This is a genomic window from Micromonospora sp. NPDC000316, assembly GCF_042898885.1.
Lineage (GTDB): Bacteria > Actinomycetota > Actinomycetes > Mycobacteriales > Micromonosporaceae > Micromonospora.
On record NZ_JBIAZG010000011.1, the window covers coordinates 178,574 to 202,112 of the forward strand.

At 70.4% G+C, this 23,539-nt stretch carries 19 protein-coding genes; 13 read left to right on the plus strand and 6 right to left on the minus strand.

Annotated elements, in window-relative coordinates; translation table 11 throughout:
* The first annotated feature begins 207 nt into the window (after nt 1-207).
* Complete coding sequence (locus ACFY2Q_RS21465) at nt 208-2,076, plus strand: AMP-dependent synthetase/ligase (RefSeq protein WP_387132847.1); 1,869 nt, start codon at nt 208-210, stop codon at nt 2,074-2,076.
* 13 nt (nt 2,077-2,089) lie between these two features.
* Here the strand turns inward: ACFY2Q_RS21465 and ACFY2Q_RS21470 are convergent, their stop codons facing one another.
* Nucleotides 2,090-3,028, minus strand: a complete 939-nt coding sequence (locus tag ACFY2Q_RS21470; RefSeq protein ID WP_387132848.1) for an oxygenase MpaB family protein — start codon at nt 3,026-3,028, stop codon at nt 2,090-2,092.
* Nucleotides 3,029-3,124: 96 nt separating this feature from the next.
* Here ACFY2Q_RS21470 and ACFY2Q_RS21475 point away from each other — a divergent pair, with 96 nt between their 5' ends.
* From ACFY2Q_RS21475 to ACFY2Q_RS21485, 3 genes are all read left to right on the plus strand, one after another.
* Nucleotides 3,125-3,595, plus strand: coding sequence for a DUF4334 domain-containing protein (locus ACFY2Q_RS21475; protein WP_387132851.1), 471 nt, complete (start codon nt 3,125-3,127; stop codon nt 3,593-3,595).
* Between the two features lie 25 nt (nt 3,596-3,620).
* On the plus strand, nt 3,621-4,712 hold the full coding sequence (locus ACFY2Q_RS21480) for an NAD(P)-dependent alcohol dehydrogenase (RefSeq protein WP_387132854.1): 1,092 nt from the start codon (nt 3,621-3,623) through the stop codon (nt 4,710-4,712).
* Nucleotides 4,713-4,922: 210 nt separating this feature from the next.
* The gene (locus ACFY2Q_RS21485; RefSeq protein WP_387132856.1) at nt 4,923-6,140 is read left to right on the plus strand and encodes an oxygenase MpaB family protein; all 1,218 of its coding nucleotides are present in this window, start codon (nt 4,923-4,925) and stop codon (nt 6,138-6,140) included.
* 11 nt (nt 6,141-6,151) lie between these two features.
* Here ACFY2Q_RS21485 and ACFY2Q_RS21490 read toward each other — a convergent pair whose 3' ends face one another.
* Nucleotides 6,152-7,315, minus strand: a complete 1,164-nt coding sequence (locus ACFY2Q_RS21490; protein ID WP_387132858.1) for a TetR/AcrR family transcriptional regulator — start codon at nt 7,313-7,315, stop codon at nt 6,152-6,154.
* 149 nt (nt 7,316-7,464) lie between these two features.
* Entirely contained in the window at nt 7,465-8,628 is a 1,164-nt protein-coding gene (locus ACFY2Q_RS21495; RefSeq protein WP_387132861.1) for a TetR/AcrR family transcriptional regulator, read from the minus strand.
* Nucleotides 8,629-8,845: 217 nt separating this feature from the next.
* On the opposite strand from ACFY2Q_RS21495, the gene ACFY2Q_RS21500 reads away from it, so the two are divergent.
* The gene (locus tag ACFY2Q_RS21500; RefSeq protein WP_387132864.1) at nt 8,846-10,060 is read left to right on the plus strand and encodes an acetyl-CoA C-acetyltransferase; all 1,215 of its coding nucleotides are present in this window, start codon (nt 8,846-8,848) and stop codon (nt 10,058-10,060) included.
* A gap of 10 nt (nt 10,061-10,070) precedes the next feature.
* A complete protein-coding gene (locus ACFY2Q_RS21505; RefSeq protein ID WP_387132867.1) occupies nt 10,071-12,218 on the plus strand; it encodes a 3-hydroxyacyl-CoA dehydrogenase NAD-binding domain-containing protein in 2,148 nt (715 codons plus the stop codon).
* 120 nt (nt 12,219-12,338) lie between these two features.
* Here ACFY2Q_RS21505 and ACFY2Q_RS21510 read toward each other — a convergent pair whose 3' ends face one another.
* Nucleotides 12,339-13,490 (minus strand): acyl-CoA dehydrogenase family protein, encoded by a 1,152-nt coding sequence (locus ACFY2Q_RS21510; RefSeq protein ID WP_387132869.1) that lies wholly within the window; start codon nt 13,488-13,490, stop codon nt 12,339-12,341.
* Between the two features lie 75 nt (nt 13,491-13,565).
* Between ACFY2Q_RS21510 and ACFY2Q_RS21515 the strand changes: the two genes are divergently transcribed.
* Entirely contained in the window at nt 13,566-15,056 is a 1,491-nt protein-coding gene (locus ACFY2Q_RS21515; RefSeq protein ID WP_387132871.1) for an aldehyde dehydrogenase family protein, read from the plus strand.
* A 1-nt stretch (nt 15,057) separates the two neighbouring features.
* Here the strand turns inward: ACFY2Q_RS21515 and ACFY2Q_RS21520 are convergent, their stop codons facing one another.
* Complete coding sequence (locus ACFY2Q_RS21520; RefSeq protein WP_387132872.1) at nt 15,058-15,738, minus strand: GntR family transcriptional regulator; 681 nt, start codon at nt 15,736-15,738, stop codon at nt 15,058-15,060.
* 44 nt (nt 15,739-15,782) lie between these two features.
* On the opposite strand from ACFY2Q_RS21520, the gene ACFY2Q_RS21525 reads away from it, so the two are divergent.
* From ACFY2Q_RS21525 to ACFY2Q_RS21540, 4 genes are read left to right on the plus strand one after another with little or no spacing between them, the layout of a single operon-like run.
* Entirely contained in the window at nt 15,783-16,604 is an 822-nt protein-coding gene (locus ACFY2Q_RS21525) for an enoyl-CoA hydratase-related protein (protein WP_387132874.1), read from the plus strand.
* Complete coding sequence (locus ACFY2Q_RS21530; protein ID WP_387132877.1) at nt 16,601-17,758, plus strand: CaiB/BaiF CoA transferase family protein; 1,158 nt, start codon at nt 16,601-16,603, stop codon at nt 17,756-17,758. Before ACFY2Q_RS21525 ends, ACFY2Q_RS21530 begins: the two co-directional genes overlap by 4 nt.
* Nucleotides 17,758-18,786: an LLM class F420-dependent oxidoreductase gene (locus ACFY2Q_RS21535; protein WP_387132881.1), complete on the plus strand. Its 1,029-nt coding sequence runs from the start codon at nt 17,758-17,760 to the stop codon at nt 18,784-18,786. Before ACFY2Q_RS21530 ends, ACFY2Q_RS21535 begins: the two co-directional genes overlap by 1 nt.
* A 28-nt stretch (nt 18,787-18,814) precedes the next feature.
* Nucleotides 18,815-19,951, plus strand: coding sequence for an acyl-CoA dehydrogenase family protein (locus ACFY2Q_RS21540; protein WP_387132884.1), 1,137 nt, complete (start codon nt 18,815-18,817; stop codon nt 19,949-19,951).
* Here ACFY2Q_RS21540 and ACFY2Q_RS21545 read toward each other — a convergent pair.
* On the minus strand, nt 19,937-20,683 hold the full coding sequence (locus tag ACFY2Q_RS21545; protein ID WP_387132888.1) for a TetR/AcrR family transcriptional regulator: 747 nt from the start codon (nt 20,681-20,683) through the stop codon (nt 19,937-19,939). The two genes, ACFY2Q_RS21540 and ACFY2Q_RS21545, sit on opposite strands and share 15 nt — an antisense overlap.
* A gap of 180 nt (nt 20,684-20,863) precedes the next feature.
* Between ACFY2Q_RS21545 and ACFY2Q_RS21550 the strand changes: the two genes are divergently transcribed.
* Entirely contained in the window at nt 20,864-22,855 is a 1,992-nt protein-coding gene (locus ACFY2Q_RS21550; protein ID WP_387132891.1) for an acyl-CoA dehydrogenase, read from the plus strand.
* A 116-nt stretch (nt 22,856-22,971) separates the two neighbouring features.
* Entirely contained in the window at nt 22,972-23,445 is a 474-nt protein-coding gene (locus tag ACFY2Q_RS21555; RefSeq protein ID WP_387132893.1) for a hypothetical protein, read from the plus strand.
* The last annotated feature ends 94 nt before the right edge of the window (nt 23,446-23,539 follow it).

A 23,539-nucleotide genomic window follows, 5' to 3' on the forward strand; every position in this document is an offset into this window, starting at 1 on the left:
ACTCCGGGGGCGGCCGTTTCGTTAGGCGCAGTTCTACGGCAGGGCACGGATGCCGTCCGGATAAGCGCTTACCGACAGTCAGTCCTTCCCAGAAAGTTAGCCCTCGTTTACAGTGCTGTCACAGGCTGCGGCACCCTCGCCACCACCACGACGCGGGGTACATCGGCCTCACCCCACCCGGCCCGGTTACGGCTGAAGGAGTAACCCATGGACCCCGCCGAGACTCTTGCCGACCAATGCGCCAAGACGGCTGCCGACTTGACCGTTCCAGCCCTGCTGCACCGCAACGCCAGCGAATTCGCCGACCTGCCGGCGTTGACCACGCTCGACCGCGACGACACCCGCACGTGGGCGCGACTGCGCGACGAGGTCGCCGAGCTCGCCGGCGGTCTGGCCGAGATCGGCCTGGAGCCGGGCGGCCACATGCTGATCATGATGTCGAGCCGGCCGGAGCACTGGCTTGTCGACCTCGCCGCGGTCCACATCGGTGCCATTCCCTCCACGATCTATCCGACACTGAGCACCGACCAGATGCGATACGTGGCGCTGCACAGCAGTGCCCAGCTGCTCGTGCTGGAAGACGCCGCCGCACTGGACCGCTGGCGTCCGGTCCTGCCTGACCTGCCCCACCTGCGCCGGATCGTGCTTGTCGACGAGACCCAACCCAGCGACCTGGCCCCGAAGACCGTGCCGCTGTCGCAGGTGCGCTCCACCGGTCAGGCCGCGTATCAGGCCGACCCGGCGGCCTTCGAGCGGCGCTGGCGCGCGATCCGTCCCGAGCAGCCGGTGACGTTGCTGTACACGTCGGGCACGACCGGCGACCCGAAGGGCGTCGTCCTCAGCCACCACAACGTGGTCTACCAGGCGGTGGCCCTGGAGGCCAACGTGTCAGTCCCCGACCACGCGCCGTCGGTGGCCTACCTGCCGCTGGCCCACATCGCGGAGCGGATCCTGGGCATCTACAACGCCATCTACCGCGCCGGCCATGTGACGATCTGCCCGGACCCCACCCAGCTCATCAAGGCCCTGCGCACGGTTGCCCCGCCCTCGTTCTTCGGCGTTCCGCGGATCTGGGAGAAGATGGCCGCCGGCGTGCAGGCCCATCTGGCCACCGCGGAGCCCGCCGTGCAGGCCGCCTTCAGCGCCGCGAGCGCCGTCGCCCTGCGGGCGTACGAGCTGCGCGCGGCCGGCCAGGCCGTACCCGACGAGCTGGCTGCTCAGGTGGCGCAGGCCAAGGACACCGTCCTGCGTCCGATCCAGTCCACATTGGGCCTCCAGAACATGGTCTGGGCCGGCAGCGGTGCCGCCCCGATCCCGGTCGACGTCCTGCGGTTCCTGGCCGGGCTCGGCGTCGACGTGCTGGAGGTCTGGGGCATGACCGAGACCACCGGCACCGCCACCATCAACCTGCCGGACCGTTTCCGTACCGGCACCGTCGGCCGGCCCCATCTCGGCATGCAGGTGCGTCTCGCCGACGACGGCGAAATCTTCGTACGCGGGCCGTTGGTCTGCTCCGGTTACCTGCGCGGTGACGGCGGCGTCGAGCCGATCGTCGACGCGGATGGTTGGTTGGCCACCGGCGATGTCGGCACGATCGACGACGACGGTTTTCTCACCATCACCGACCGCAAGAAGGAAATCATCATCACCTCCAGCGGCAAGAACATCTCGCCAGCGCACATCGAGGGACTGCTGCGGGCACATCCGCTCATCGGCCAGGCCGTCGCGATCGGCGACCGACGGCCGTACGTGACGGCGCTGATCGTGCTGGATGACGAGGTCGCCGCCGGTTGGGCGCGGGCACGCGGCATCAGCGACACGCAGCTGCCGAACCTGGCCTCGGACCCGCTGCTGCTCGCCGAGATCCAGGCCGCCGTCGACGCCGCCAACACCAAGCTCGCCCGACCGGAGCAGGTCAAGTCCTTCGAGGTGTTGCCGTCGAGTTGGACGCCGGAGTCGGGCGAGCTGACCCCGACCCTGAAGCTGCGCCGCCGCGTCATCGTCGACAGGTACGGCGACAGCATCGACGACCTCTACCGGTCGACGGCCTCCACTGCCGACTCCGCGACAGGCTAGCGGGGCACCGCTCTCAGCGGGCGGTCGGCGGCTCCGGCCCGGTGCTCGGCGGCGGCACCGGGCGGGCCAGCCACGTCGGGTCGAGGTCGGGCGGCGGTGCCGGCGCACCCAGGTCGGAGGGCTCATATCCGTGCGGATAGCCGGGGTAGGTGCGGTTGTGCGGCGCGACGGTCAACCGACTCGTGGTGCGCGGCGGCATCAGCCGCACCGCTGCGGCCCGGCCGCGCAACCCGTGTACGACAGCGGCGGACACCCAGCGCGGCGCGGCCGGGAGCCCGAAGGCGGCGCGCAGTTCGGCGGGCAGCAGTGCGAGCACTCCGAGCCGCGCGGCGCGGCGCAGCGGCCTCGGATACCACGAGGCGAACAGATCCAGTGTGTGGTCAGCGATCCGCTGGTTGGTCGGGTCGTAGCGGAACGTGGCCCGCTCGTACTCGCGCTTGAAGTCGAGGAACGCGTCGAAGTCGTCCGGCACGTCGCGGATGCCCATCCGCGCGCCCACCGCCCGGTAGTAGTGGAACGCGGCCAGCCGCTCGTGCTCGTGCAGCCGACGCCAGCCGAACCGGTCCAGCCAGTCGATCGGCTCGTACACGAACGTGGACAGCACGTATCGCATGTCGTCGTTGGAGATCGCGTAGCGATGGTGTGCCCGGTTGATGGCCTTCAGCGCCTGCCGGCCGCGCGGCGAGTCGTAACCGTGCTCGGCCATCTCGGCCATCAGCAGCGCGGTGTCGTCGTAGCGCTGCTGGGCCCGGTGCCGGAACTCGCCTGTCGCGTCGAGCAGCGCCGAGATGCTCGGCACGCAGTACGTGCGCAGCAGCGCCAACTCCAGCGCCCGCTGGTAGTCGAAGGGAAACTCGTAGCCGATCGAAATTCGGTAGATCTCGTGATGGTCGCGGACCGGATCGAGTGCCTCGATACGACGCAACCAGCGGTGCCGACCGCCATCAGCCATCGCGATCACCTCCCCAGCAGGTTCGGCGACGACGACTCGCGTTGTCAAGGCCGGTGCCGCCAACCGCGCTCCGGCGCACGACGACAGGAAGCCACTATGGACGCCAGCACGGCTCGAGTCCGCTTCTCCGAGCTGCGCCGACAGGGCGGCCGGGTTTCCGCCGCCGAGCTCGACGAGATCTGGGCGGGGTTGGACACGGTCCGCCCCGAAGAGATCCTCGGCGAGTGGAGGGGCAGCGCGCTCGACACGGGGCACCCGCTCAACGGGCAACTGGACCGGGTGCGGTGGTATGGCAAGACCTTCGTCACACGCACCGACGCCAAGCCGCTGATCTGTCGGAACGACACGGGTGAGTTGTATTCCAACACCGCGCTCGGCAAGGGCGAGGCCAGCCTGTGGGTCGTCGAGTTCCGTGGCGAGTCCACCGCCACGATGGTCTACGACGGGCAGCCGGTCTTCGATCACTTCAAGCGAGCCGACGACGACACGCTCATGGGAATCATGAACGGCAAGAACGTCCCCGCCGACGGTCCCTTCTTCTACTTCGTCCTCGAGCGCGTGGCCTGAGGCCGACCGCGCGAAGGAGTTCGCCATGCGAATCCGAGCAGCTGTCACCGAGGCCCCGGGTGGGCCGTTCGTCGTCCAGGCCGTGGATCTCGAGGCACCACGGCCGCACGAGGTGCTTGTCAGAATCGCCGCCGCCGGCCTGTGCCACACCGACCTCAGCATGCAGGCGATCTGGCCCCGGCGGCTGACTCCCATGGTCTTCGGCCACGAGGGGGCCGGCGTGGTCGAGGCGGTCGGCGCGGAGGTGACGACTCTCGCGCCGGGTGACCACGTCTGCCTCACCTTCAGCAGTTGCGGTGCATGTGAGCAGTGCGTGGCGGGCCACCCGGCCTACTGCCGCAGCCAGCAGGCCCTGAACACCTCCGGCGGCCGGGGCGACGGCAGCACCCCGCTGTCCCGCGACGGCACCCCCGTACACGCGGGGTTCTTCGGTCAGTCCAGCTTTGCCACGTTCGCGCTCGCCCACGAGCGCAACGCCGTCCGGGTCCCTGCCGACCTGCCGGCCGTCGTCGCCGCGCCACTGGGCTGTGGTGCGCAGACGGGGGCGGGTACGGTGCTCAACCGTCTGCGCCCCGAGCCGGGAAGCTCGCTTGTCGTCATCGGCGCCGGCGGGGTCGGACTCACCGCGCTCATGGCGGCGATCGTCCGCGGCTGCGACCCTGTCATCGTCATCGAACCGGTCGCCTCGCGACGCGCCCTGGCCACCGCGCTCGGCGCCAAGGCGGCCCTGGACCCGGGAGCGGCCGACCTCGTCACCGCTGTGCGCGACCTCACCGGTGGCGGCGCACACCACATCGTGGACACCGCCTGCCGGCCGGAGATGCTCCAGCGGGCCGTCACCATGCTGCGGCCCCGGGGCGACCTCGCCCTCGTCGGTGTCGGCAACACGGTCGCCTTCGACGTCATGAGCCTGCTCGCCAAGGGGATCCGGGTCCACGGCGTGCTCGAGGGTGACGCGAACCCGGCGCGCTTCATCCCCGAACTGGTCGACCTCCACAAGCGCGGCCTCTTTCCGCTGGACCGGCTCGTCGCGACCTTCCCCTTCGAGAACATCGGCGCCGCCGTGGAGGGCATGCGCGACGGCTCCGCGATCAAGCCCGTCCTCACATTCGATTGACCCGCGTCACCGCCGCGAAGTCGGGCGAGGGTGCCCCGCTCGCGGCGGTGGGCTGCGACCGCCCCCGTCACACCTGGCCCCTTGCAGGCGGAGTCAAGCTCCTCTATGTTAATAGAAAATCACACGCCCGGATGACTTGAAACCCGCTTGTAGCAACTCCACAGGCTGGCGTTCAGGGCGATGTCCGGCTAGCCCGGGAAGTGGTGGCTAATGGAGAATCTCAGCCGACGAAGCGTCCTGACCCTCGGCGCGGCGCTGGGTCTGGTGGCCGTGACGGACACGCCCAAGGCGTGGGCCTGGTCGTCGGCCAACTCGATCGCCGGGACCGACTCGGTCACCGACCCGTGGGACGTCTGGGACGACGACACCGACCCGCTCGTCGCCTCCCTCCTCGACAACGGCCAGATCCCGGCCGTCAACAACGCGTTCAAGTCGTTCATCAAGAACGGCGACCCGATCCCCAGCGGGCTGCCTCCCGCGCTCGCCAGCTACCTCGGCACACACAACAAACTGCCGTCCTGGGCCGACCAGGCCAAGCTGGACCGTGCCGCCCAGTTCAACAAGCGCATGAGCCTCTACCTGTTCGTGCTGTACGGCCTGGGCAGCGGGATCATGAGCACGGTGATCCCTCGGGAGGCCCGCAACGTCTACTGGTCCGAGGGCGGCGCCGACATGAAGTCGCGCGCGGCCAAGACCTTCACGTACGGATACGACCTGAACACGTTCGACGCGTTCAAGCCGTCGGGCATGTTCATCACCACCTCCACCAAGACCCGCCTGACGCACGCCGCGGTGCGGCACCTGCTGCCGCAGTCGGCAGCGTGGCGGGGGGTCACCGACCACCCGATTCCGATCAGCAACGGCGACATCCTGATCACCTTCCACAGCCTGGGCACCTACGTGCACCGCAAGCTGACCGAGTGGCGCAGGTTCGGCCTGCGGATCTCGGCTGCGGAGGAGGAGGCCTACCTGCACATGTGGCAGGTCGCGCTGCACCTGCTGGGTGTGCGCAAGGAGTTCATCCCGGCTACCTGGGCCGCCGCGTACGAGCAGTCGGAGTACGCCTTGACGCCGCTCCTCGCGCCGACGCGGGAGGGCCTCGACCTGGCCGATGTCCTGTTGAGCCTGACGTCGTCGGTCGACCTGGGAATCACCAAGGGATTCCAGCGCGAGTTCTCGCGCTACGTGCTCAGCGACGAGATCGGCAACTGGCTGCGGCTGCCGCGTGACTTCATCTCGCGGGGCGTGATCGAGACCGCTTGGCCGGCGTTCGTCATGTTCCGCGAGGGGCTGTCGCCGGTCATGCCGGGCACCTTCTCCATGTTCGACAGGTTCATCCGTGGCCTGGCGATGCTGTTCCTCAACAACGGCACCTCGGCGAGCCACACCCCGATCACCATCCCGACCCGGAACCGGATCGGCAGCTGACGGCTCCCGCCCTATCGGATCAGGGCACCGGTGACCAGAGCGGTGACCGCGTCCCGGTGGCCGGGCGCATCCTGCCAGCGCAGGGCGCGCCCGGCCTCGACCACGACACCGAAGCCCGCATGCACCAGCAGCCGGGCCTGTCGTGGGTCCAACTCCGGGCGGACCATCCGCAGTTGCTGCTCCCAGACCGCGATGTGCTCACGCTGCGCGAGGATCAAGGGGCGCCGCAGGTCGGCCGGCAGACCGGCGACCTCGGCCTCGGCGACGCTGGTGAGGGCGTTGTGCTCGAAGCAGTAGGCCACGTATGCCGCCGCCAACGCGACCACGGCCCGACGCGGGTCGGTCGCCTGGTGCAGGCTCCGCTCCACCGCCTGGGCCAGCAGCCCCGCCGCCTGCAGGCAGGCGGCCACCAGAATGTCGACCTTGCCGGGGTAGTGCCGGTAGATCGCGGACGGGGCCAGCCCCACCGCCTGGGCGATCTGCGCGTTCGTGACGTTGGCGAACCCGTCCCGCGCGAAGAGCGGGACGGCCGCGGCGAGGATCTCGGCGCGGCGGGTGCGCGGCACGGGCTGGGCGGGCAGTTCGACAAGGCGCGCGCTGCCCGCCGCCGCGCCCGGATCGGTGGCGACCACGCCCAGAGCGGAGGCCAGCAGCAGATCTTCGATCCGGCGTTGGGCGATCGAGGTGCGGTGCATGGTGACGGACCCGATCACACCGAGGGCCGCCGTCGCCCGCAGTCGCTCGTCGGGCAGCGGGTACTCACGCCGTACCGTGTCGGTGACCCGCCCCACGACGTGCCCGAACTTCGTCCGAAGCAGATGGCGGTCCGCGCGCTTGAGGTAGCGGGCCTCCCACCGGTAGAGGCCGCCGGACGCGCGATGCGAGACAGTGGCCCGGGTGAGGGCGGCGAGCACGTCGGTCAGCGCCGCCTCGGGTGGCCACTCGTCGACGACCGCGACGAGCTTGTCGACTATGACGTTTGCACACTCGGCGAACAGCGCGTACTTGTTCGGGAAGTGCCGGTAGAGGGCTGCGGCGCTGGTGCCGACGATGGCGGCGATCTCCTCCATGGACGCCGCGTGGTAGCCGCGCTCGCTGAACACCTGACCGGCCGCCTCGACGATGACCTGCTTGCGGTTGCGGGGTCGGGTGGCCGCGGTCGGCCCGGTGGTCACCGGGCCAGTCGATCACACGTGGGCGGACACAGCAGCACGTCTGATAGTCAATCACAGCACGATCGCGACAGGTGCGCACCGCCCGGCCCGCCGGGACGGCACGACACCGAGGCACACGGACGAAGGCGGTCGGCCCGGTTGCCCGCTGGTCAGGAGTGCAGGACGGCGAGGGCCAGGTGGGCAGTCTGGATGTCGTAGCCCTCGGCGCGATCGAAGCGGCCGAGCCGACCGATGTCGGTGATGACGTTGAGCGCGGCGTGGACGAGCACACGGGCGTCGGCGACCGGCAGGTCCGGTCGTACCATCCCGACGAGTCGCACCCACTCCTCGACGTGCAGGCGCTGGGCCCCGCGCAACTGGTGACGGTCCTTGTCGGGCAGGTTGTTGTTCTCCGCCAGGTAGACCGCGACGAGGTCGCTCTGGCCGAAGGCGTAGGCGACGTAGGCCCGCACGAGTCGGCGCAGGGCGTCGGCCGGGTCGCTCGCCTCGGTGATCGCCGCGCTGGTGGCCGCGGCGAGGCGGTCGGTGGCGCGGTAGTAGGCGGCGGCGAGCAGGTCGGCCTTGCTGGGAAAGTACCGGTACACACTGGATGCCTGCATGCCGGCCGCGCGTCCGATGTCCTCGACGGCGACGGCGTGGTAGCCGTGCTTGTGGAAGAGGCGGATCGCCTCGATCAGCAGCAGTTCCCGACGTGCCGCCGGGCGCACCGGCGCGGTGCCCGGCGCGTCGCGCTGCGGTGGCGGCAACTGGGGCGCATCGCCGCGCAGCAGGGTCCAGGCGACCCGGGTGAGCAGTTGCTCGGTGCCCGTGCCGGTGGTCGCCGCGCGGTAGGTGGTCACGCTGCCGAAGGCGCTGAGCGCCGCGTTGACAAGCAACTCCGCCTGCGCGGCGGTCAGCTCGGGCCGCAGCTCGCGCAGCGGCCCGGCGAGGCGGCCGACAAGCGTGGTCAGGGTCGCGGCGAACTCCTGCCGATGCTCGGGGGTGAGATAGCGGCCCTCCCACTGGTACAGCCCGGCGACGCGCCGTTTGCTCACGGCGACGCCGGCGAGCCTGCCCAGGAGAGCGTGCAGGACACCCTCGGCCGTGGCTGTCGGCGGGTCGGTGGTCGCGGCGAGCAGCGCGCCGACCACCTCCCGGGTGGCGTGCACGAGGATGGCGTACTTGTTCGGGAAGTGCCGGTAGACCGCAGGGCCGCTGATGCCGACCACTGCGGCGATCTCGTCGACGGAGACGCCGTGGTAGCCCCGCTCGCAGAACAGCTCGGCGCCGGCCAGCGCAATGCGGTCCTTGCGGTCCTTCGGACGCTTCGTCACCACGGGGCCGTGGCCGCTCGCTGCTGCTCGCACCCCTACACGTTAGCGCCACGTCGCAGGATTGCGGCGACGGCCCTGCGCCTTCTCGCTCGGCGGGAGCGACCCAGGCCGAAGACAGCCAGCGGGCATCGGCTGTGGACGTTGCTTGACAAGCGGTCGCGAGCTCAACGAAAGTTAGGCTGGATTCGCATTGGGGTGAGCAGCGAGGAGCTTGGCTATGACAACCGAGGCGTTCATCTACGACGCACTACGCACACCGCGTGGTCGGGGCAAACCGAGCGGATCGCTCCACGGGGTTAAGCCGGTTTCGCTCGTCACAGGACTGATCGAGGAGACCTTGCGACGCATGCCCGGCCTGGATCCGGCGCTTATCGACGACATCGTGCTCGGAGTGGTGTCCCCGCTGGGTGAGCAGGGCGCCGACATCGCCCGGACGGCGGCGGTCGTCGCCGGGCTGCCCGACACCGTGGCCGGCGTCCAGCTCAACCGCTTCTGCGCCTCGGGCCTGGAGGCGGTGAACATCGCCGCGCAGAAGGTGCGTTCGGGCTGGGAGGATCTCGTCCTCGCCGGTGGCGTCGAGTCGATGTCCCGGGTCCCGATGGGCTCCGATGGCGGAGCGTGGGCGCTGGACCCGGAGACCAACTTCACCACCGGCTTCGTGCCCCAGGGCATCAGCGCCGACCTCATCGCGACAATCGGAGGCTACGACCGCGACGTGGTCGACGGCTACGCGCTGCAGTCGCAGATGCGGGCCGCCAAGGCATGGGCCAACGGCTACTTCAACCGCTCGGTCGTACCGGTGCGGGACCGCAACGGGTTGGTCGTCCTCGACCGCGACGAGCACATCCGGCTGGACGCGAGCGCCGAAAGCCTCGCCGCGCTCCGCCCCTCGTTCGCCGGCATCGGGGAGCAGGCGGGCTTCGACGCGGTCGCGCTCCAGAGATACCACTGGGTCGAGCGGATCAACCACGTCCACACGGCGGGCAACTCGTCGGGCATCGTCGACGGGGCCTCGTTGGTGGCCATCGGCAGCGAGGCCGTCGGCGCGGCAGCCGGCCTCGTCCCGCGGGCACGCGTCGTCGCCACCGCGATCAGCGGCGCCGATCCGACGATCATGCTCACCGGCCCGGCGCCGGCCGCGCGCAAGGCACTGAGCAAGGCGGGCCTCGGCGTGGACGACCTCGACCTGGTGGAGATCAACGAGGCGTTCGCGGCGGTGGTCCTGCGGTTCGTCGCCGACCTGGGCCTGAGCCTGGACATCGTCAACGTCAACGGCGGCGCGATCGCGATGGGGCACCCGCTGGGAGCGACCGGAGCCATGATCCTCGGCACGCTCGTCGACGAGCTGGAGCGACGCGGTGGCCGCTACGGGCTCGCCACCCTCTGCGCCGGAGGCGGCATGGGCATCGCGACAGTCATCGAACGAGTCTGAGGAGTCACGAATGGTCAACACGATCCGGTGGGAACACGGCGACGATCACGTCGTCCTGCTCACCCTCGACCACCCTGGCCGGTCGGCGAACGTGATGAACGGCGAGTTCGGTGCGAGCCTCACGGCGACAGTCGACCGGCTGGAGGCCGAGCGCGACCAGATTGCCGGCGTGATCATCACCTCGGCCAAGAAGACCTTCTTCGCCGGCGGTGACCTGGAGGCTCTGCTGCGGCTGACGCCGGCCGACGCCGAGGCCTCCGAGGCGGAGACCCGCCTGCTCAAGGACACGGTACGCCGGCTGGAGACACTCGGTCGTCCGGTCGTGGCCGCCATCAACGGCTCGGCCCTCGGTGGCGGGCTGGAACTCGCCCTGGGCTGCCACCACCGCATCGTGCTCGACAACCCGAGCATCGAGATCGGCTTCCCGGAGGTCACCCTCGGCCTGTTGCCGGGCTGCGGTGGCGTCGTCCGCAGCGTCCGCCTGCTGGGCGTGGTCGACGCGCTCACCAACTGGCTGCTACGCGGTCAGCGGCGCCGACCGCAGGACGCGCTCGCGCACGGGCTTGTCGACGAGATCGCCGCCGACGCGGCGGGCATGATGGACGCCGCCCGCGCCTGGATCGCCGCCAACCCCGACGCAGCCCAGCCCTATGACCGCAAGGGCTACCGGATTCCCGGCGGCACCCCGTCCACCCCGGCGCTCGCCGCCCAACTGCCGGCCATGCCGGCCTTGCTGCGCAAGCAGCTCAAGGGCGCGCCCTACCCCGCCCCCCGCAACATCCTCGCCGCCGCGGTGGAAGGTGCGCAGGTCGACCTGGACACCGCCTTCACCATCGAGGGGCGGTACTTCACCGAGCTGGCAACCGGCCAGATCGCCAAGAACATGATCAAGGCGCTCTTCTTCGACGTACAGGCCGCCGGTTCGCGGGATGTCGGCGCGGGCCACCCGCCGCTGCGGCGGGTGGCGGTCATCGGCGCGGGCATGATGGGCGCCGCCATCGCCTACGTGTGCGCCCGCGCCGGGATGGAGGTCGTGCTCAAGGACGTGACACTTGTGGGGGCGTTGCGGGGCAGGGACTACTCGGTGGGCCTGCTCGACAAGGCGGTCGCCCGCGGCACGTGCACACTTGACGAGCGCGACGAGATCCTGGCCCGGATCCAGGCCACCGAGGATCTCACCGACCTGGCCGGCGTCGACCTCGCCATCGAGGCGGTCTTCGAGGACCCCGCCCTCAAACACAAGGTGTACGCCGAGATCGAGCAGGTCGCGCCGGACGCGCTCATCGCCTCGAACACGTCCACCCTGCCCATCACCCTGCTCGCCGAGGGCGTCAGCAAACCGGAGGAGTTCGTCGGGCTGCACTTCTTCTCACCTGTGGACAAGATGCCGCTTGTCGAGGTGATCCGCGGCGAGCGCACCAACGAGGCCACCCTCCAGCGGGCCCTGGGCCTGGCACGTCGGATGCGCAAGACGCCAATCGTCGTCAACGACAGCCGCGGCTTCTTCACCAGCCGGGTCATCGGGACGTTCACCAACGAGGGCGTGGCGATGCTGGCCGAGGGGATCCCGGCGGCCACCATCGAGCAGGCCAGCAGCCAGGCCGGATACCCCGCGCCGGTCCTCGCGCTGATGGACGAGCTCACCCTCACCCTGCCCCGCAAGATCCGGCAGGAGACGGCCGCGGCGACGGTCGCCGCCGGTGGCACCTGGCAGCCGCACGCCGCCGACGCGGTCATCGACCGGATGATCGACGACCACGGTCGGCCGGGACGCTCGGGTGGCGCGGGCTTCTACGACTACCGCGACGGCAGGCGGGTCGGCCTCTGGCCGGGCCTGCGGGGCACCTTCGGCGGTACGAACCTCGACACGCCCTTCGAGGACCTCAAGGAGCGGTTGCTCTTCATCGAGGCTGTCGAGTCGGTGCGGTGCCTCGACGAGGGGGTGCTCACCTCGGTGGTCGACGCCAACGTCGGCTCGATCCTGGGCATCGGCTACCCGGCCTGGACCGGCGGCGTCCTGCAGTACGTCAACCAGTACGAGGGCGGGCTGCCCGGCTTCGTGGCCCGCGCGCGGGTGCTCGCGGAGCGCTACGGTGACCGGTTCGACCCGCCCCGCCTACTGGTGGCCATGGCCGAGCGGGGCGAACGGTTCGAATAGCCGGTCAGAGTCCGGCGGCGAGCCGTTGGGCGTACACGTATGCGATGGCGAGGCAACAGCGAGCGACGCCAAACGGAACACCCCGGCCGCACTCGACGGCCGGGGTGTTTTCGCGCAGCCTTACCGCATCTGGTCGGACAGTCCGTAGGTCTTCGCGATGATCTCGCGCTGGATCTCGCTGGTGCCGCCGTAGACGGTGGACACGACCGAGGATCGGACCAGGCGCTCCATGTCGAACTCGGTCGCGTACCCGTAGCCGCCCATCATCTGCATGGCGTCCAGGGCGACGCGGCGGGCCGTCTCGGTGGCCTTGAGCTTCGCCATCGAACTCTCCCGCGGCAGCACCGTCTCCGGAGCCCTGTCGACAGTTGCCGCGGTGTCGTAGACAAGCAGCCGGGCGCACTCGATCTCGGTGGCCAGGTCGGCTAGGCGGTGCCGGATCACCTGGAACGCCCCGATCGGCCGGCGGAACTGCCGGCGGTTCTTGACGTAGTCCACGACGTCGTCGAAGGCCCGCTGCGCGGTGCCGAGCATGATGCTGGCAAGGATGAGCCGCTCCACGTTGAGCCCGGCCATCAGTTGGCGCCAGCCGTTGTCGACCTGGCCCACCACGCTGTCGGCGGGCAGCACGCAGTCGGCGAAGTAGAGGTCGTTGACCTCCCGGCCACCCATTGTGTCGATGCCGGAGATGGTCAGCCCGGGCGCGGTGGCGGGGACCTGAAACATGGTCAGGCCGTCGTGGTCGCCAGCCCGACCCGACGTGCGGGCGACCAGCAGGATGTGCTCGGCGAGATGGGCGTTGGAACACCAGGTCTTCTGACCGTTGACGACGAATCTGTCGCCCCGGCGCTCGGCGCGGCAGCTCAGGTTGGCCACGTCCGAGCCGGCCTCCGGCTCGGACATCGCGACCGCCTCGACGACGCCACGGGCCACCCCACTGAGGATGAGCTTCTTCTGCTCGGGCGAGCCGAACCGCTCGTAGGTGGCGGCCACGATGATCGAGGTGGTGAAGCCGCCGATCGGCGCCATCGCCTTGGCCGTCTCCTCCAGAAAGAGGCACAGCTCCACCATGCCGGCACCGCCGCCGCCGCACTCCTCCGGCAGCGACAGGCCCAGCCAGCCCAGGTCGGCCATCTTGCGGTACAGCTCCGGGCTGTGGGGCTCCCGTCCACCGTTGGTGAGTCTCTGCCGCTGCTCACGTGTGCCGGCCTCGCGACGGCAGAAATCCTGCACGGCGGCGACCAGTGATCGTTGCTCGTCGCTCCATTCCACAGCTGTACCTCCAGCGTCGCAAAGGGATTGACAGCAAGGCTAGACTATCGAATATCAAATGTCAGGAGGCTGTCGATGACGTCCCTCGTTGAGCACCCTCGCCGGCTGCACGTCGTCGACCCGGTCACCGGCGAGTCCCGCACCGAATTCGACATAGCCGACGACGCCGCGGTAGGCGCCGCCGTCCAGCAGGCACGCGAGGCGGCAGGCTGGTGGTCCGCTCTGGACGCCCGGCAACGTCGGCGTCACCTGCTCGCATACAAAGCACTCGTCGCGAGCCGCATCGACGAGCTGGCCGCACTCATCCGGAGCGAGACGGGCAAGAGCATCTCCGGGGCCCAACTTGAGGTGATGCTCGCCGTCGAGCACCTCGACTGGGCTGCCCGGCACGCCCGGCGTGTGCTGAAGCGGCGGGCGGTGTCCTCCGGCCTGCTCGCGTTCAACCAGGCCAGCTCCGTGGAGTACGTGCCATACGGCGTCGTCGGCGTGATCGGGCCGTGGAACTACCCGGTCTACACGCCGATGGGGGCGATATCGCACGCGCTGGCCGCCGGCAACGCGGTGGTCTTCAAGGCCAGCGAGTTCACCCCCGGCGTCGGAGTGTGGCTGGCCGAGCGCTGGAGCGAGCTGCATCCCGAGCGACAGGTCCTTCAGGCCGTCACGGGTGACGGCACCACCGGGGCCGCGCTGTGCCGCGCGGGCGTCGACAAGATCGCGTTCACCGGGTCGGCCGCGACGGGGCGGGCGGTCATGGCCGCCTGCGCCGAGAACCTGATCCCCGTCGTGATCGAGGGCGGCGGCAAGGACGCGCTCATCGTCACGGCCGACGCCGACCTCGACGCGGCCGCCCGGGCGGCGGTGTTCGGTGGCCTGGGCAACGCCGGGCAGACGTGCGCCGGTGTCGAGCGCGTCTACGTCGAGCAGGCCGTGTACGAGCCGTTCGTGGCCAAGCTGGCCGATCTGGTGCGGCAGGTCCGCCCCGGTGCCGAGCCGGATGCGGCGTACGGGCCGATGACCACGCCGGCCCAGCCCGGCATCGTGCTGAGCCACATCACCGACGCGATCGACAGGGGTGGCCGGGCGCTGGTCGGTGACGCGAGTTCGGTGCGGCCTCCGTTCGTCGAGCCGGTCCTGCTGGCCGACGTGCCCGAGGACAGCACTGCGGTCACCGACGAGACGTTCGGTCCGGTGCTTGTGGTCAACCCGGTGGCCGACGCCGAGGAGGCGCTGCGCCGGACGAACGCGACAAGCTACGGGCTCTCCGGCTCGATCTTCACGCGCCATCGCCGCCACGGCCTGGCGCTCGCCGCGGGGCTGCGCGCGGGCGCGGTGTCGATCAACTCGGTGCTCGGGTACGCCGGTGTGCCGTCACTGCCCTTCGGCGGCGTCGGCGACTCGGGCTTCGGGCGGGTCCACGGCGCGGACGGCCTGCGTGAGTTCAGCCGGCCGAGGTCGGTCACCTGGCAGCGGTTCCGACCGGCGATCGACGTGATGGCGTTGCAGCCGACCGCCTCCGCCATGCGGACCTCGCTGGCGATGTTCAAGTGGCGTCATGGTCGCCGGTGAATCACCCGCTCCACACCCCCAGGCCATCGAGGTGCTTGACCAACCGCTCCGCGCCGTCGGTGAAGTGGCGGGCCATGACCGGCCGGACGGTTACCGGGTCGTGGGCTTCGAGCGCTTCGAGCAGAGCCTCATGATCGGCGATCATGCCCGCCCGCCACTCCGCGTCGGCGGCGTAGAACCGCGACGGGGTGTAGCGCGTGGCCGTCCGCAGCAGCCAGGACAGCTTGCGCGCGTCGGTCAGCCGGTTGATGCTGCGGTGGAACTCGAACTCGAGCTGCTCGACCCGGGTGACCTGCCGGGCCTGGGCGGCCCGACGCAACCGTTCGTGCTGCCGTCGCAGGTCGTCGAGCTGGGCCGGCGTGATGCTGACGGCGACCCGGGCGGCGAGCTCGCCGGCGATGTGACCCTGCAGGCTGAACACGTCGATGATGTCCTGCCGGGCCAGCGGCGCGACCACGTGGCCCCGCCGCGGTTGCAGCTCGACCATGTCCTCCGCGCGCAGCATCAGCAGGGCCTCGCGCACCGGCGTGATGCTCAGCCCGGTCTCCTGGGCGATCTCCTCGAGCCGGATCCGTTCGCCGGGGCGCAGCTGGCCGGACATGATCCGGTCGCGCAGCAGGCTCGCCACCGTCTCTGACAGCTGGGGATGAGAAACGTCCTGGACCTTGCTCCGTTCCGCCACACCGCGAAGAGTATCAAATGTCAAATGTCACAAGGGATACGCCGATGAGCCTGTCCACGCAGGAGGCCGAACCGGCCGGCCGCGGTTTGCGAGCCACCACCCACGCCGGGGTACGCACCATCTGGTTCGACCGGCCCGACCAGCGCAACGCGATGACGCTCGACATGTTCCGCGACTACTACGCGGCGCTGCTGGCCGCCGACACGGATCCCGAGGTGCGGGCGGTCGTGGTGACCGGCGCGGGCGACTGGTTCTGCGCGGGCGCCGATCCGGGGGCGCTGGAGGCGCTGCTCGACGCACCTCACCGCGACCAACTGACCGACGAGTTCGGCTTCGAGCCACATCTGCCGATCACGCTGGGAACTCCGATCGTCGCGGCGGTCAACGGCGGCGCCGCCGGCCTCGGTCTGGTCCACGCACTGTATGCCGACGTGCGGTTCATGGCGGCGCAGGCACGCCTGTCCACGGCGTTCAGCCGGCTCGGTCTCATCGCCGAGTACGGCAGCGCCTGGCTGCTCCCCCGGCTGGTCGGCGTCGGCAACGCGCTGGACCTCCTGGTATCCGGTCGCAAGATCGACGCGGCGGAGGCACTGCGGATCGGCCTTGTGCAACGAGTGCTCCCCCGCGACGAGGTGCTGGCGGAGGCACAGGCGTACGCCGCCGATCTTGCCGCGCACTGCTCGCCGGCTTCCATGGCGGTGATCCGGCGGCAGGTGTTCGCGGGTCTGGAGTCCGGGGCCGCCGAGGCGGCAGCCGAGGCCACTCGACTCATGGCCGCCTCCCTGGCCGGGCCCGACTTCGCGGAGGCCCTGGCCAGCCAGGTCCAGCGGCGTACGCCCCGTTTCGCGGCACAGGCCGGCGCATGAGCGGCCCGCTGACCGGGGTCCGGGTCGTGGAGCTCGCCGGGATCGGCCCGGCCCCGTTCGCCGCGATGCTGCTCGCCGATCTGGGAGCCGACGTCGTCCGGGTCGACCGACCGGGGCCGGGCGCGCTGCCGGCCGGTGACCCGAGGCGCGATCTGCTCAACCGGGGCAAGCGGTCGGTCGTCGTGGACCTGAAGCATCCCGACGGGGCCGAGGTGGTCCTCGGACTGGCCGCACGGGCCGCGATCCTGATCGAGGGCTGGCGTCCCGGGGTGGCCGAACGGCTGGGCGTCGGGCCGAAGGCCGCGCTGGAGCGCAATCCGGGCCTCGTCTACGGACGGATGACCGGATGGGGCCAGCACGGGCCACTGGCCCCCGCCGCCGGCCACGACATCGGCTACATCGCCGTCGCCGGGGCGCTGCACCCGATCGGCCGGCCGGGCGGGCCGCCGCAGATCCCGCTCAACCTCGTCGGCGACTTCGGTGGTGGCGCGCTCTACCTCGTCGTCGGCTGCCTGGCGGCGCTGCACACGGCCCGCGACACCAGCCGCGGGCAGGTCGTCGACGCCGCGATCGTCGACGGCACGGCCCACCTCACCACGATGTTCGCCGCTCTGCTCGCCGACGGCGCCTGGCAACCCGAGCGTGGCCGCAACCTGCTCGACGGCGGGGCCCCGTTCTACGACGTCTACGCGACCGCCGACGGCGGGCACATGGCTGTCGGCGCACTGGAACCCCAGTTCTACGCCGAGCTGCTGCGGTTGCTCGGGCTCGCCGACGCGGACCTGCCGGCCCAGCACGACGTCAGCGGATGGCCGGTGCTCCGCGCGCGTTTCGCGGAGGTCTTCGGCGGTCGTACCCGCGACGAGTGGACCGAACTGTTCGACGGCACCGATGCCTGCGTGGCGCCGGTGCTGTCGCTCACCGAGGCGCAGCACCATCCGCACCTGGTGGCACGTGCGACGTTCGAGGACCACTTCGGCATTCGCCAGCCCGCGGTGGCGCCCCGCCTGTCGGAGACGCCGGGGGCGATCGGCGGCAGCCCTCCGGCGCCGGGAGCGAACACCGAGACCGTCCTCACCGAGTGGGGTCTTGACGCCGACCTGCCGCGATGGCTGGACAACGGCGCCGTCAGCCAGAAACAAGGAGACACCTGATGCGTATCGCGACCCCCCTGGCCTACGCCACGGACCCCAGAAGCGGAGCGGACACCGTTGCCGGCTGGGAGCAGGACGGCCTCGACGTGGTCTGGGTGTCGGAGGCCTACGGCTTCGACGCGCCGACCATCATGGGCTACCTCGCCGCGAAGACCACCCGGATGCAGATCGGCTCCGCCATCCTGCCCATCTACTCCCGAACCCCGGCGCTGCTGGCCCAGACCGCCGCCGGCCTGGACGCGGTCTCGGGCGGTCGGGCCATCCTCGGCCTGGGCGCGTCCGGACCGCAGGTGATCGAGGGATGGCACGGTGTCGCCTACGATCGGCCGCTCACCCGCACCCGCGAGGTGATCCGGATCTGCCGCCAGGTGTGGCGACGCGAGACACTTGTCAATGACGGTGTCTATCCCCTGCCGCTGCCCGCCGGGGAAGGCACCGGCCTCGGCAAGCCGCTGAAGATCCTCACCCGTCCGGTCCGCGACAGCATCCCGATCTACGTGGCGAGCCTGGGCGACAAGAACGTCCGGATGACCGCCGAACTCGCCGACGGCTGGCTGCCCTTCCTCTACGACCCGGAACGCGCGGCCGGCATCTGGGGTGCCGCGTTGGCCGCCGGCCAGGCCAAACGGCCCGCCGATCTCGCGCCACTGGAGGTCGTGGCGGGCGGCCCGCTGGCCATCGGCGCGGACGTGACAGGCCTGCGCGACCTCGCCCGACCGCTGATCGCCCTGTACGTCGGCGGGATGGGCGCCAAGGGCCGCAACTTCTACCACGACCTGCTGTGCCGCTACGGCTACGCCGCCGAGGCCGACCGCATCCAGGATCTCTATCTGGCCGGCCGCAAGGCGGAGGCCGCCGCCGCCGTGCCGGCGGAGCTGCTGGAGCGCACCAGCCTGATCGGGCCGGAGAGCTATGTGCGAGACCGCGTACAGGCCTACCGCGACGCCGGCGTCACGATCCTCAACGTCACGCCGCTGGGTTCCGACCCCCGGCGTCTCATCGCCACAGTGAAGGACATGGCCCGATAGGGCCTGTGCGGGCAAGGAGCTGACACCCATGGTGAACCGCGCCTTCCTCTCCCCCGACCATCTCGCGTTCGCCGAACTGGTGCGCGCCTTCATCGACAAGGAGATCGCGCCGCACCACGACCGGTGGGAAGCCGACGGCATCGTCGACCGCAGCCTGTGGCGGGCCGCCGGCGCCACCGGCCTGCTGGGATTCTCCGTCGACGAACGGTACGGCGGCGGCGGGGTGACGGACCGGCTCTTCAGCGCCATCCTGACCGAGGAACTGGCCCGGGCGGGCGCGAGCGGCCCGGCGTTCGGCCTGCACAACGACATCATCGGGCCGTACCTCACCGACCTGACAAACGACGAGCAGAAGCAGCGCTGGCTGCCGGGCTTCTGCTCCGGCGACATCATCACCGCGATCGCCATGTCCGAACCCGGGGCCGGCAGCGACCTGCAGGGCATCACGACCACAGCGGTACGCGACGGGGACAGCTACGTCCTCAACGGGCAGAAGACCTTCATCAGCAACGGCATCCTGGCCGACCTGGTCATCGTCGTGGCCCGTACCGACCCGGGGGCCGGGCACCGGGGCATCAGTCTGCTGGTGGTCGAGCGGGGCACGGCCGGCTTCGAGCGGGGCCGCAACCTCGACAAGATCGGGCAGAAGGCGCAGGACACCGCCGAGCTGTTCTTCGCCGACGTCCGGGTGCCGGCGGCCAATCTTCTCGGCGAGGAGGGCAAGGGCTTCGGCTACCTGATGCGCAACCTTCCCTTCGAACGGCTGTCGATCGCCGTCGCGGCGCTCGCCGGCGCCGAGACGGTGTTCGAGCAGACCCTCGCGTACTGCAAGCAGCGCCAGGCCTTCGGCCGCCCGATCGGCACCTTCCAGCACAACCGCTTCGTGTTGGCCGAACTCGCCACCGAACTGCGTCTCGGCCGCGTCTTCGTCGACACGTGCCTGGTCGAGCCGGATCTCACGGCGGAGACGGCGGCGATGGCCAAGTGGTGGTGCACCGAGTTGCAGCACCGCACCGTCGATCGTTGCCTGCAGTTGCACGGCGGCTACGGCTACATGCGTGAGTATCCGGTGGCCAAGGCATATCTGGACGCCCGCGTCCAGACCATCTACGGCGGCACCACGGAGATCATGAAGGAGGTGATCGGCCGGTCACTCGGCCTGTGAACCGTGCTCCAACATGGGTACGAGGAACCGCCGGGCCACGGCCCGCAACTCCTCGGTGTCGTCGAGGTCGATGACGTGGCTGGGGATGAGCAGGAAGGAGCAGGAGAGCCGGGTCATCAGCTCGGCCACCACCTCGACGTCCACCGCGTCGGAGATGGTGCCGGCGCGCTGTTCGCGGCGGAGTTGGCCGGCGACGAACCGCTGCACCGTGGCCATCGTCCGCCCGTCGTCGCTGACCATCGAAGGGATGAGCATGTCCGGTTCGGCGGCCATCAGCCCGCCGATCAGCGGGTTGCGGCGGATGGCCTGCAACGCGCTGACGAAGCCCAACACCACCCGGTCGCCGACGGTCGCGGCCCGCTGGATGTCGACGAGGAACTGGTCGAAGTAGCGCCGGAACTCCCGACGGACCACCTGCTCGACCAGCCGGTCCTTGGAGGCGAACCGGCGGTACGCCGTGATCCGGGAGACGCCGGCCCGCCGCGCCACGTCCTCCATAGTGGACCGGCGGACGCCCATGCGACGGAACTGCTCGTAGGCGGCGTCGAGAAGCCGTGTGGTGACCTCGTCGTACTCGTCGTTCTCGTCGGAGCGCTCCAGGGCCTCGGTGAAGGCGCGTTCCAGCAGCGATTCCGAGCCGGCCGCGGCACCCAGCGGTGCGCCGAGATGCCCGTCGCGGCCCGACTCGGACAGGCCGGGGAATGATGCGTTCGCGGAAACGGTCCGGGCCATGGTTGCCCTCTCGTGAGATACGTTGACGCGCGCCGTGCCTCACGGTAGCAACCACGAACCCGGAACTCCGAGTGCCGCGGGCTGGCGTTATCCGGCTCAACGGCGGGCCGCTCTCGTCGGCCGGTACCCTTGATCGGGTACCGACTGTACCCATATGTCCGTCGTACCGGAGGGGTGACCATGCCCGACCACGTGTCCGACCGCCTTGACCCCGCGCGCCTGCAGGAAATTCTCGACGGCCCGTGGGCCAAGGTTCGCAACGCGCACCGGGAGCACCTCGACGAGCGGTTCCTTCCGGTGTACGGCGAGACCGGCGACCAGGCACGTGAGCGGATCACCCGGCTGCTCACCGAACTCCCCGTCGAGTTGGGCATCGCGTCGGGCTTCCCCACCGAGTACGGCGGCAACTCCGACGTCGGCGGCTCGATCGTCGCCACCGAGATGCTGGCCCAGGTCGACCTGTCACTGATGGTCAAGGCGGGCGTGCAGTGGGGCCTGTTCGGCGGGGCGGTCGCCGCCCTGGGCACCCGTCGGCACCATGACGCCTACCTCCGCGACATCATCGCCGGCACGATCTTCGGCTGCTTCGCGATGACCGAGACCGGCCACGGCTCCGACGTCCAGCAACTGCGCACCACCTGCACGTACGACCCGCGGACGCAGACCTTCGACCTGCACACCCCGCACGAGGCGGCCCGCAAGGACTACATCGGCAACGCGGCCCGCGACGGACGAATGGCTGTGGTGTTCGCGCAGTTGATCACCGACGGGCAGCAGCACGGCGTCCACGCCTGGCTGGTTCCGATCCGCGACGATCGGGGCAACCCGCTGCCCGGCGTGACAATCGGCGACGCCGGACCCAAGGCCGGTCTGCTCGGTGTCGACAACGGCCGGCTGAGCTTCGACCACGTGCGGGTGCCCCGGGAGATGCTGCTGGACCGCTACGGGCAGGTCGCGGAGGACGGGACGTACTCCAGCCCCATCGAGAACGACTCCCGGCGCTTCTTCACCATGCTCGGCACCCTGGTTCGCGGCCGGGTGAGCGTGGGTGGCGCCGCGGCGGCGGCCACCAAGTCGGCGCTTGCCATCGCGGTGCGCTACGGCGACATCCGCCGCCAGTTCGGCACCCCGGACTCCGACCGCGAGGTGCTGCTCAACGACTACCTGGCCCACCAGCGCAAACTGCTGCCGGCCCTGGCCACCACGTACGCGCTGCACTTCGCGCAGGCCGAGTTGGTCGCCGCGTTGCACGACGTGCAGGGCAGTGACGGGCCTGTCGACGAGCACCGGCAGCGGGAGCTGGAGTCCCGGGCCGCTGGTCTGAAGGCCGCGCAGACCTGGCACGCGACACGCACCATCCAGACGTGTCGCGAGGCGTGCGGCGGCGCCGGCTACCTGGCCGAGAACCGGCTGCCCAGCCTCAAGGCCGACACCGACGTCTTCACCACGTTCGAGGGCGACAACACGGTGCTGCTGCAACTGGTCGCCAAGGGGCTGCTCACCGGCTACCGGGACGAGTTCGGCTCCCTGGACGGCTGGGGACGCGCGTCGTTCGTGGCCGAGCAGGTCCGCGAGATGGTGCTGGAACGCACCGCCGCGCGATCCGTCATCGAACGGCTGATCGGTGCCGTGCCCGGCCGCGACGAGGAGGTCGCCGTCACCGACCGTGGCTGGCAGCTCAAGGTCTTCGAGGACCGCGAGAAGCACCTGCTGGACGGCGCGGTCCGCCGCCTGCGCAACGGCGCGGCCACGAAGAAGGACCGCCCCTTCGACATCTTCAACGACGTGCAGGACCACGTCCTCACCGTCGCCGCCGCGCACATCGACCGCGTCACCCTTGAGGCGTTCGTCGCCGCCATCGAGGACACCGCGGACCCGGCCGTCCAGGCGCTGCTCTCCCGGGTCTGCGACCTGTACGCGCTCAGCGTCATCGAGGCCAACAAGGGCTGGCTCCTGGAGCACGGCCGTCTCACCCCGGCCCGGTCCAAGGCGATCACCGCCGTGGTGAACGGACTGCTCAAGGAGCTACGCCCGCACCTGCGCACGCTCGTGGACGGTTTCGCCATCCCGGACGCGTGGCTGCACTCCGCCATGCTGCGCGAGGAACCACACCGGCAGGACGCCATGGCGGCCCACGACGCCGCCGGCGATTCCCACGCAGCTCCGGCGTAGGGGCACGGGCGGCGTTACCGAGTCCGAGATCGGACGCACAACACGTCTGTCGCAACCCTCGTGGACCGGCAGGCGTGTTGTGGGAAATCGCCGCCCCTGCCGATCCCGGAGGAACGATGACCCCGACAGCGCTCCGCGTCCTCGCGCCCGTCGCCCTACTGGCGGGCCTGACGGCCTGTAGCGGCGCCGCCTCACCCACTGCCGGGGCGAGCGCCACACCCACCACGGCGCTTCCCTCGGCCCCCGGCGACGCGTCACCGACCCGCAGCGCCTCGCCGACACCCGACGCCACATCGTCGCCGCCTGCTGCCGGCACGACGATCTGTCCGGTCAGCGCGGCGACCCTGCAGCGGGCATCGGGGCTGTCGAGCGCCACGCACCGTATCGACGCCGACCAGATCAAGTGCGCCGGGCAGTGGGCCACGGCCGGTGTGATCGCCGTCGATCCCACCCAACAGGGCGACGGAGTGCTGCTGTTCGCGTACGCCGACGGCGGGTGGAAGAAGCTCGGTGAGGGCAGCGCCCTCGAATGCAGCCCCTTCGGCATCCCGCCGGAGCTCGGCGACCGGATCGGCTGCCGCGACCACTGAGAGCGTGTTTGAGATGGGTTGATTAGACCCAGGTGAAGGTGCGACGGGCTTGACGTCGTGCGGGTTGGCCGCGGCTGATGCGGCGTGTCATGCC

What these genes read in the sequence shown, in the direction of transcription:
- ACFY2Q_RS21465 (WP_387132847.1), top strand. Translation starts at nt 208, where the DNA reads ATGGACCCCGCCGAGACTCTTGCCGACCAATGCGCCAAGACGGCTGCC.
- ACFY2Q_RS21470 (WP_387132848.1), bottom strand. Translation starts at nt 3,028, where the DNA reads ATGGCTGATGGCGGTCGGCACCGCTGGTTGCGTCGTATCGAGGCACTC.
- ACFY2Q_RS21475 (WP_387132851.1), top strand. Translation starts at nt 3,125, where the DNA reads ATGGACGCCAGCACGGCTCGAGTCCGCTTCTCCGAGCTGCGCCGACAG.
- ACFY2Q_RS21480 (WP_387132854.1), top strand. Translation starts at nt 3,621, where the DNA reads ATGCGAATCCGAGCAGCTGTCACCGAGGCCCCGGGTGGGCCGTTCGTC.
- ACFY2Q_RS21485 (WP_387132856.1), top strand. Translation starts at nt 4,923, where the DNA reads ATGGAGAATCTCAGCCGACGAAGCGTCCTGACCCTCGGCGCGGCGCTG.
- ACFY2Q_RS21500 (WP_387132864.1), top strand. Translation starts at nt 8,846, where the DNA reads ATGACAACCGAGGCGTTCATCTACGACGCACTACGCACACCGCGTGGT.
- ACFY2Q_RS21505 (WP_387132867.1), top strand. Translation starts at nt 10,071, where the DNA reads ATGGTCAACACGATCCGGTGGGAACACGGCGACGATCACGTCGTCCTG.
- ACFY2Q_RS21515 (WP_387132871.1), top strand. Translation starts at nt 13,566, where the DNA reads ATGACGTCCCTCGTTGAGCACCCTCGCCGGCTGCACGTCGTCGACCCG.
- ACFY2Q_RS21525 (WP_387132874.1), top strand. Translation starts at nt 15,783, where the DNA reads ATGAGCCTGTCCACGCAGGAGGCCGAACCGGCCGGCCGCGGTTTGCGA.
- ACFY2Q_RS21530 (WP_387132877.1), top strand. Translation starts at nt 16,601, where the DNA reads ATGAGCGGCCCGCTGACCGGGGTCCGGGTCGTGGAGCTCGCCGGGATC.
- ACFY2Q_RS21535 (WP_387132881.1), top strand. Translation starts at nt 17,758, where the DNA reads ATGCGTATCGCGACCCCCCTGGCCTACGCCACGGACCCCAGAAGCGGA.
- ACFY2Q_RS21540 (WP_387132884.1), top strand. Translation starts at nt 18,815, where the DNA reads ATGGTGAACCGCGCCTTCCTCTCCCCCGACCATCTCGCGTTCGCCGAA.
- ACFY2Q_RS21545 (WP_387132888.1), bottom strand. Translation starts at nt 20,683, where the DNA reads ATGGCCCGGACCGTTTCCGCGAACGCATCATTCCCCGGCCTGTCCGAG.
- ACFY2Q_RS21550 (WP_387132891.1), top strand. Translation starts at nt 20,864, where the DNA reads ATGCCCGACCACGTGTCCGACCGCCTTGACCCCGCGCGCCTGCAGGAA.
- ACFY2Q_RS21555 (WP_387132893.1), top strand. Translation starts at nt 22,972, where the DNA reads ATGACCCCGACAGCGCTCCGCGTCCTCGCGCCCGTCGCCCTACTGGCG.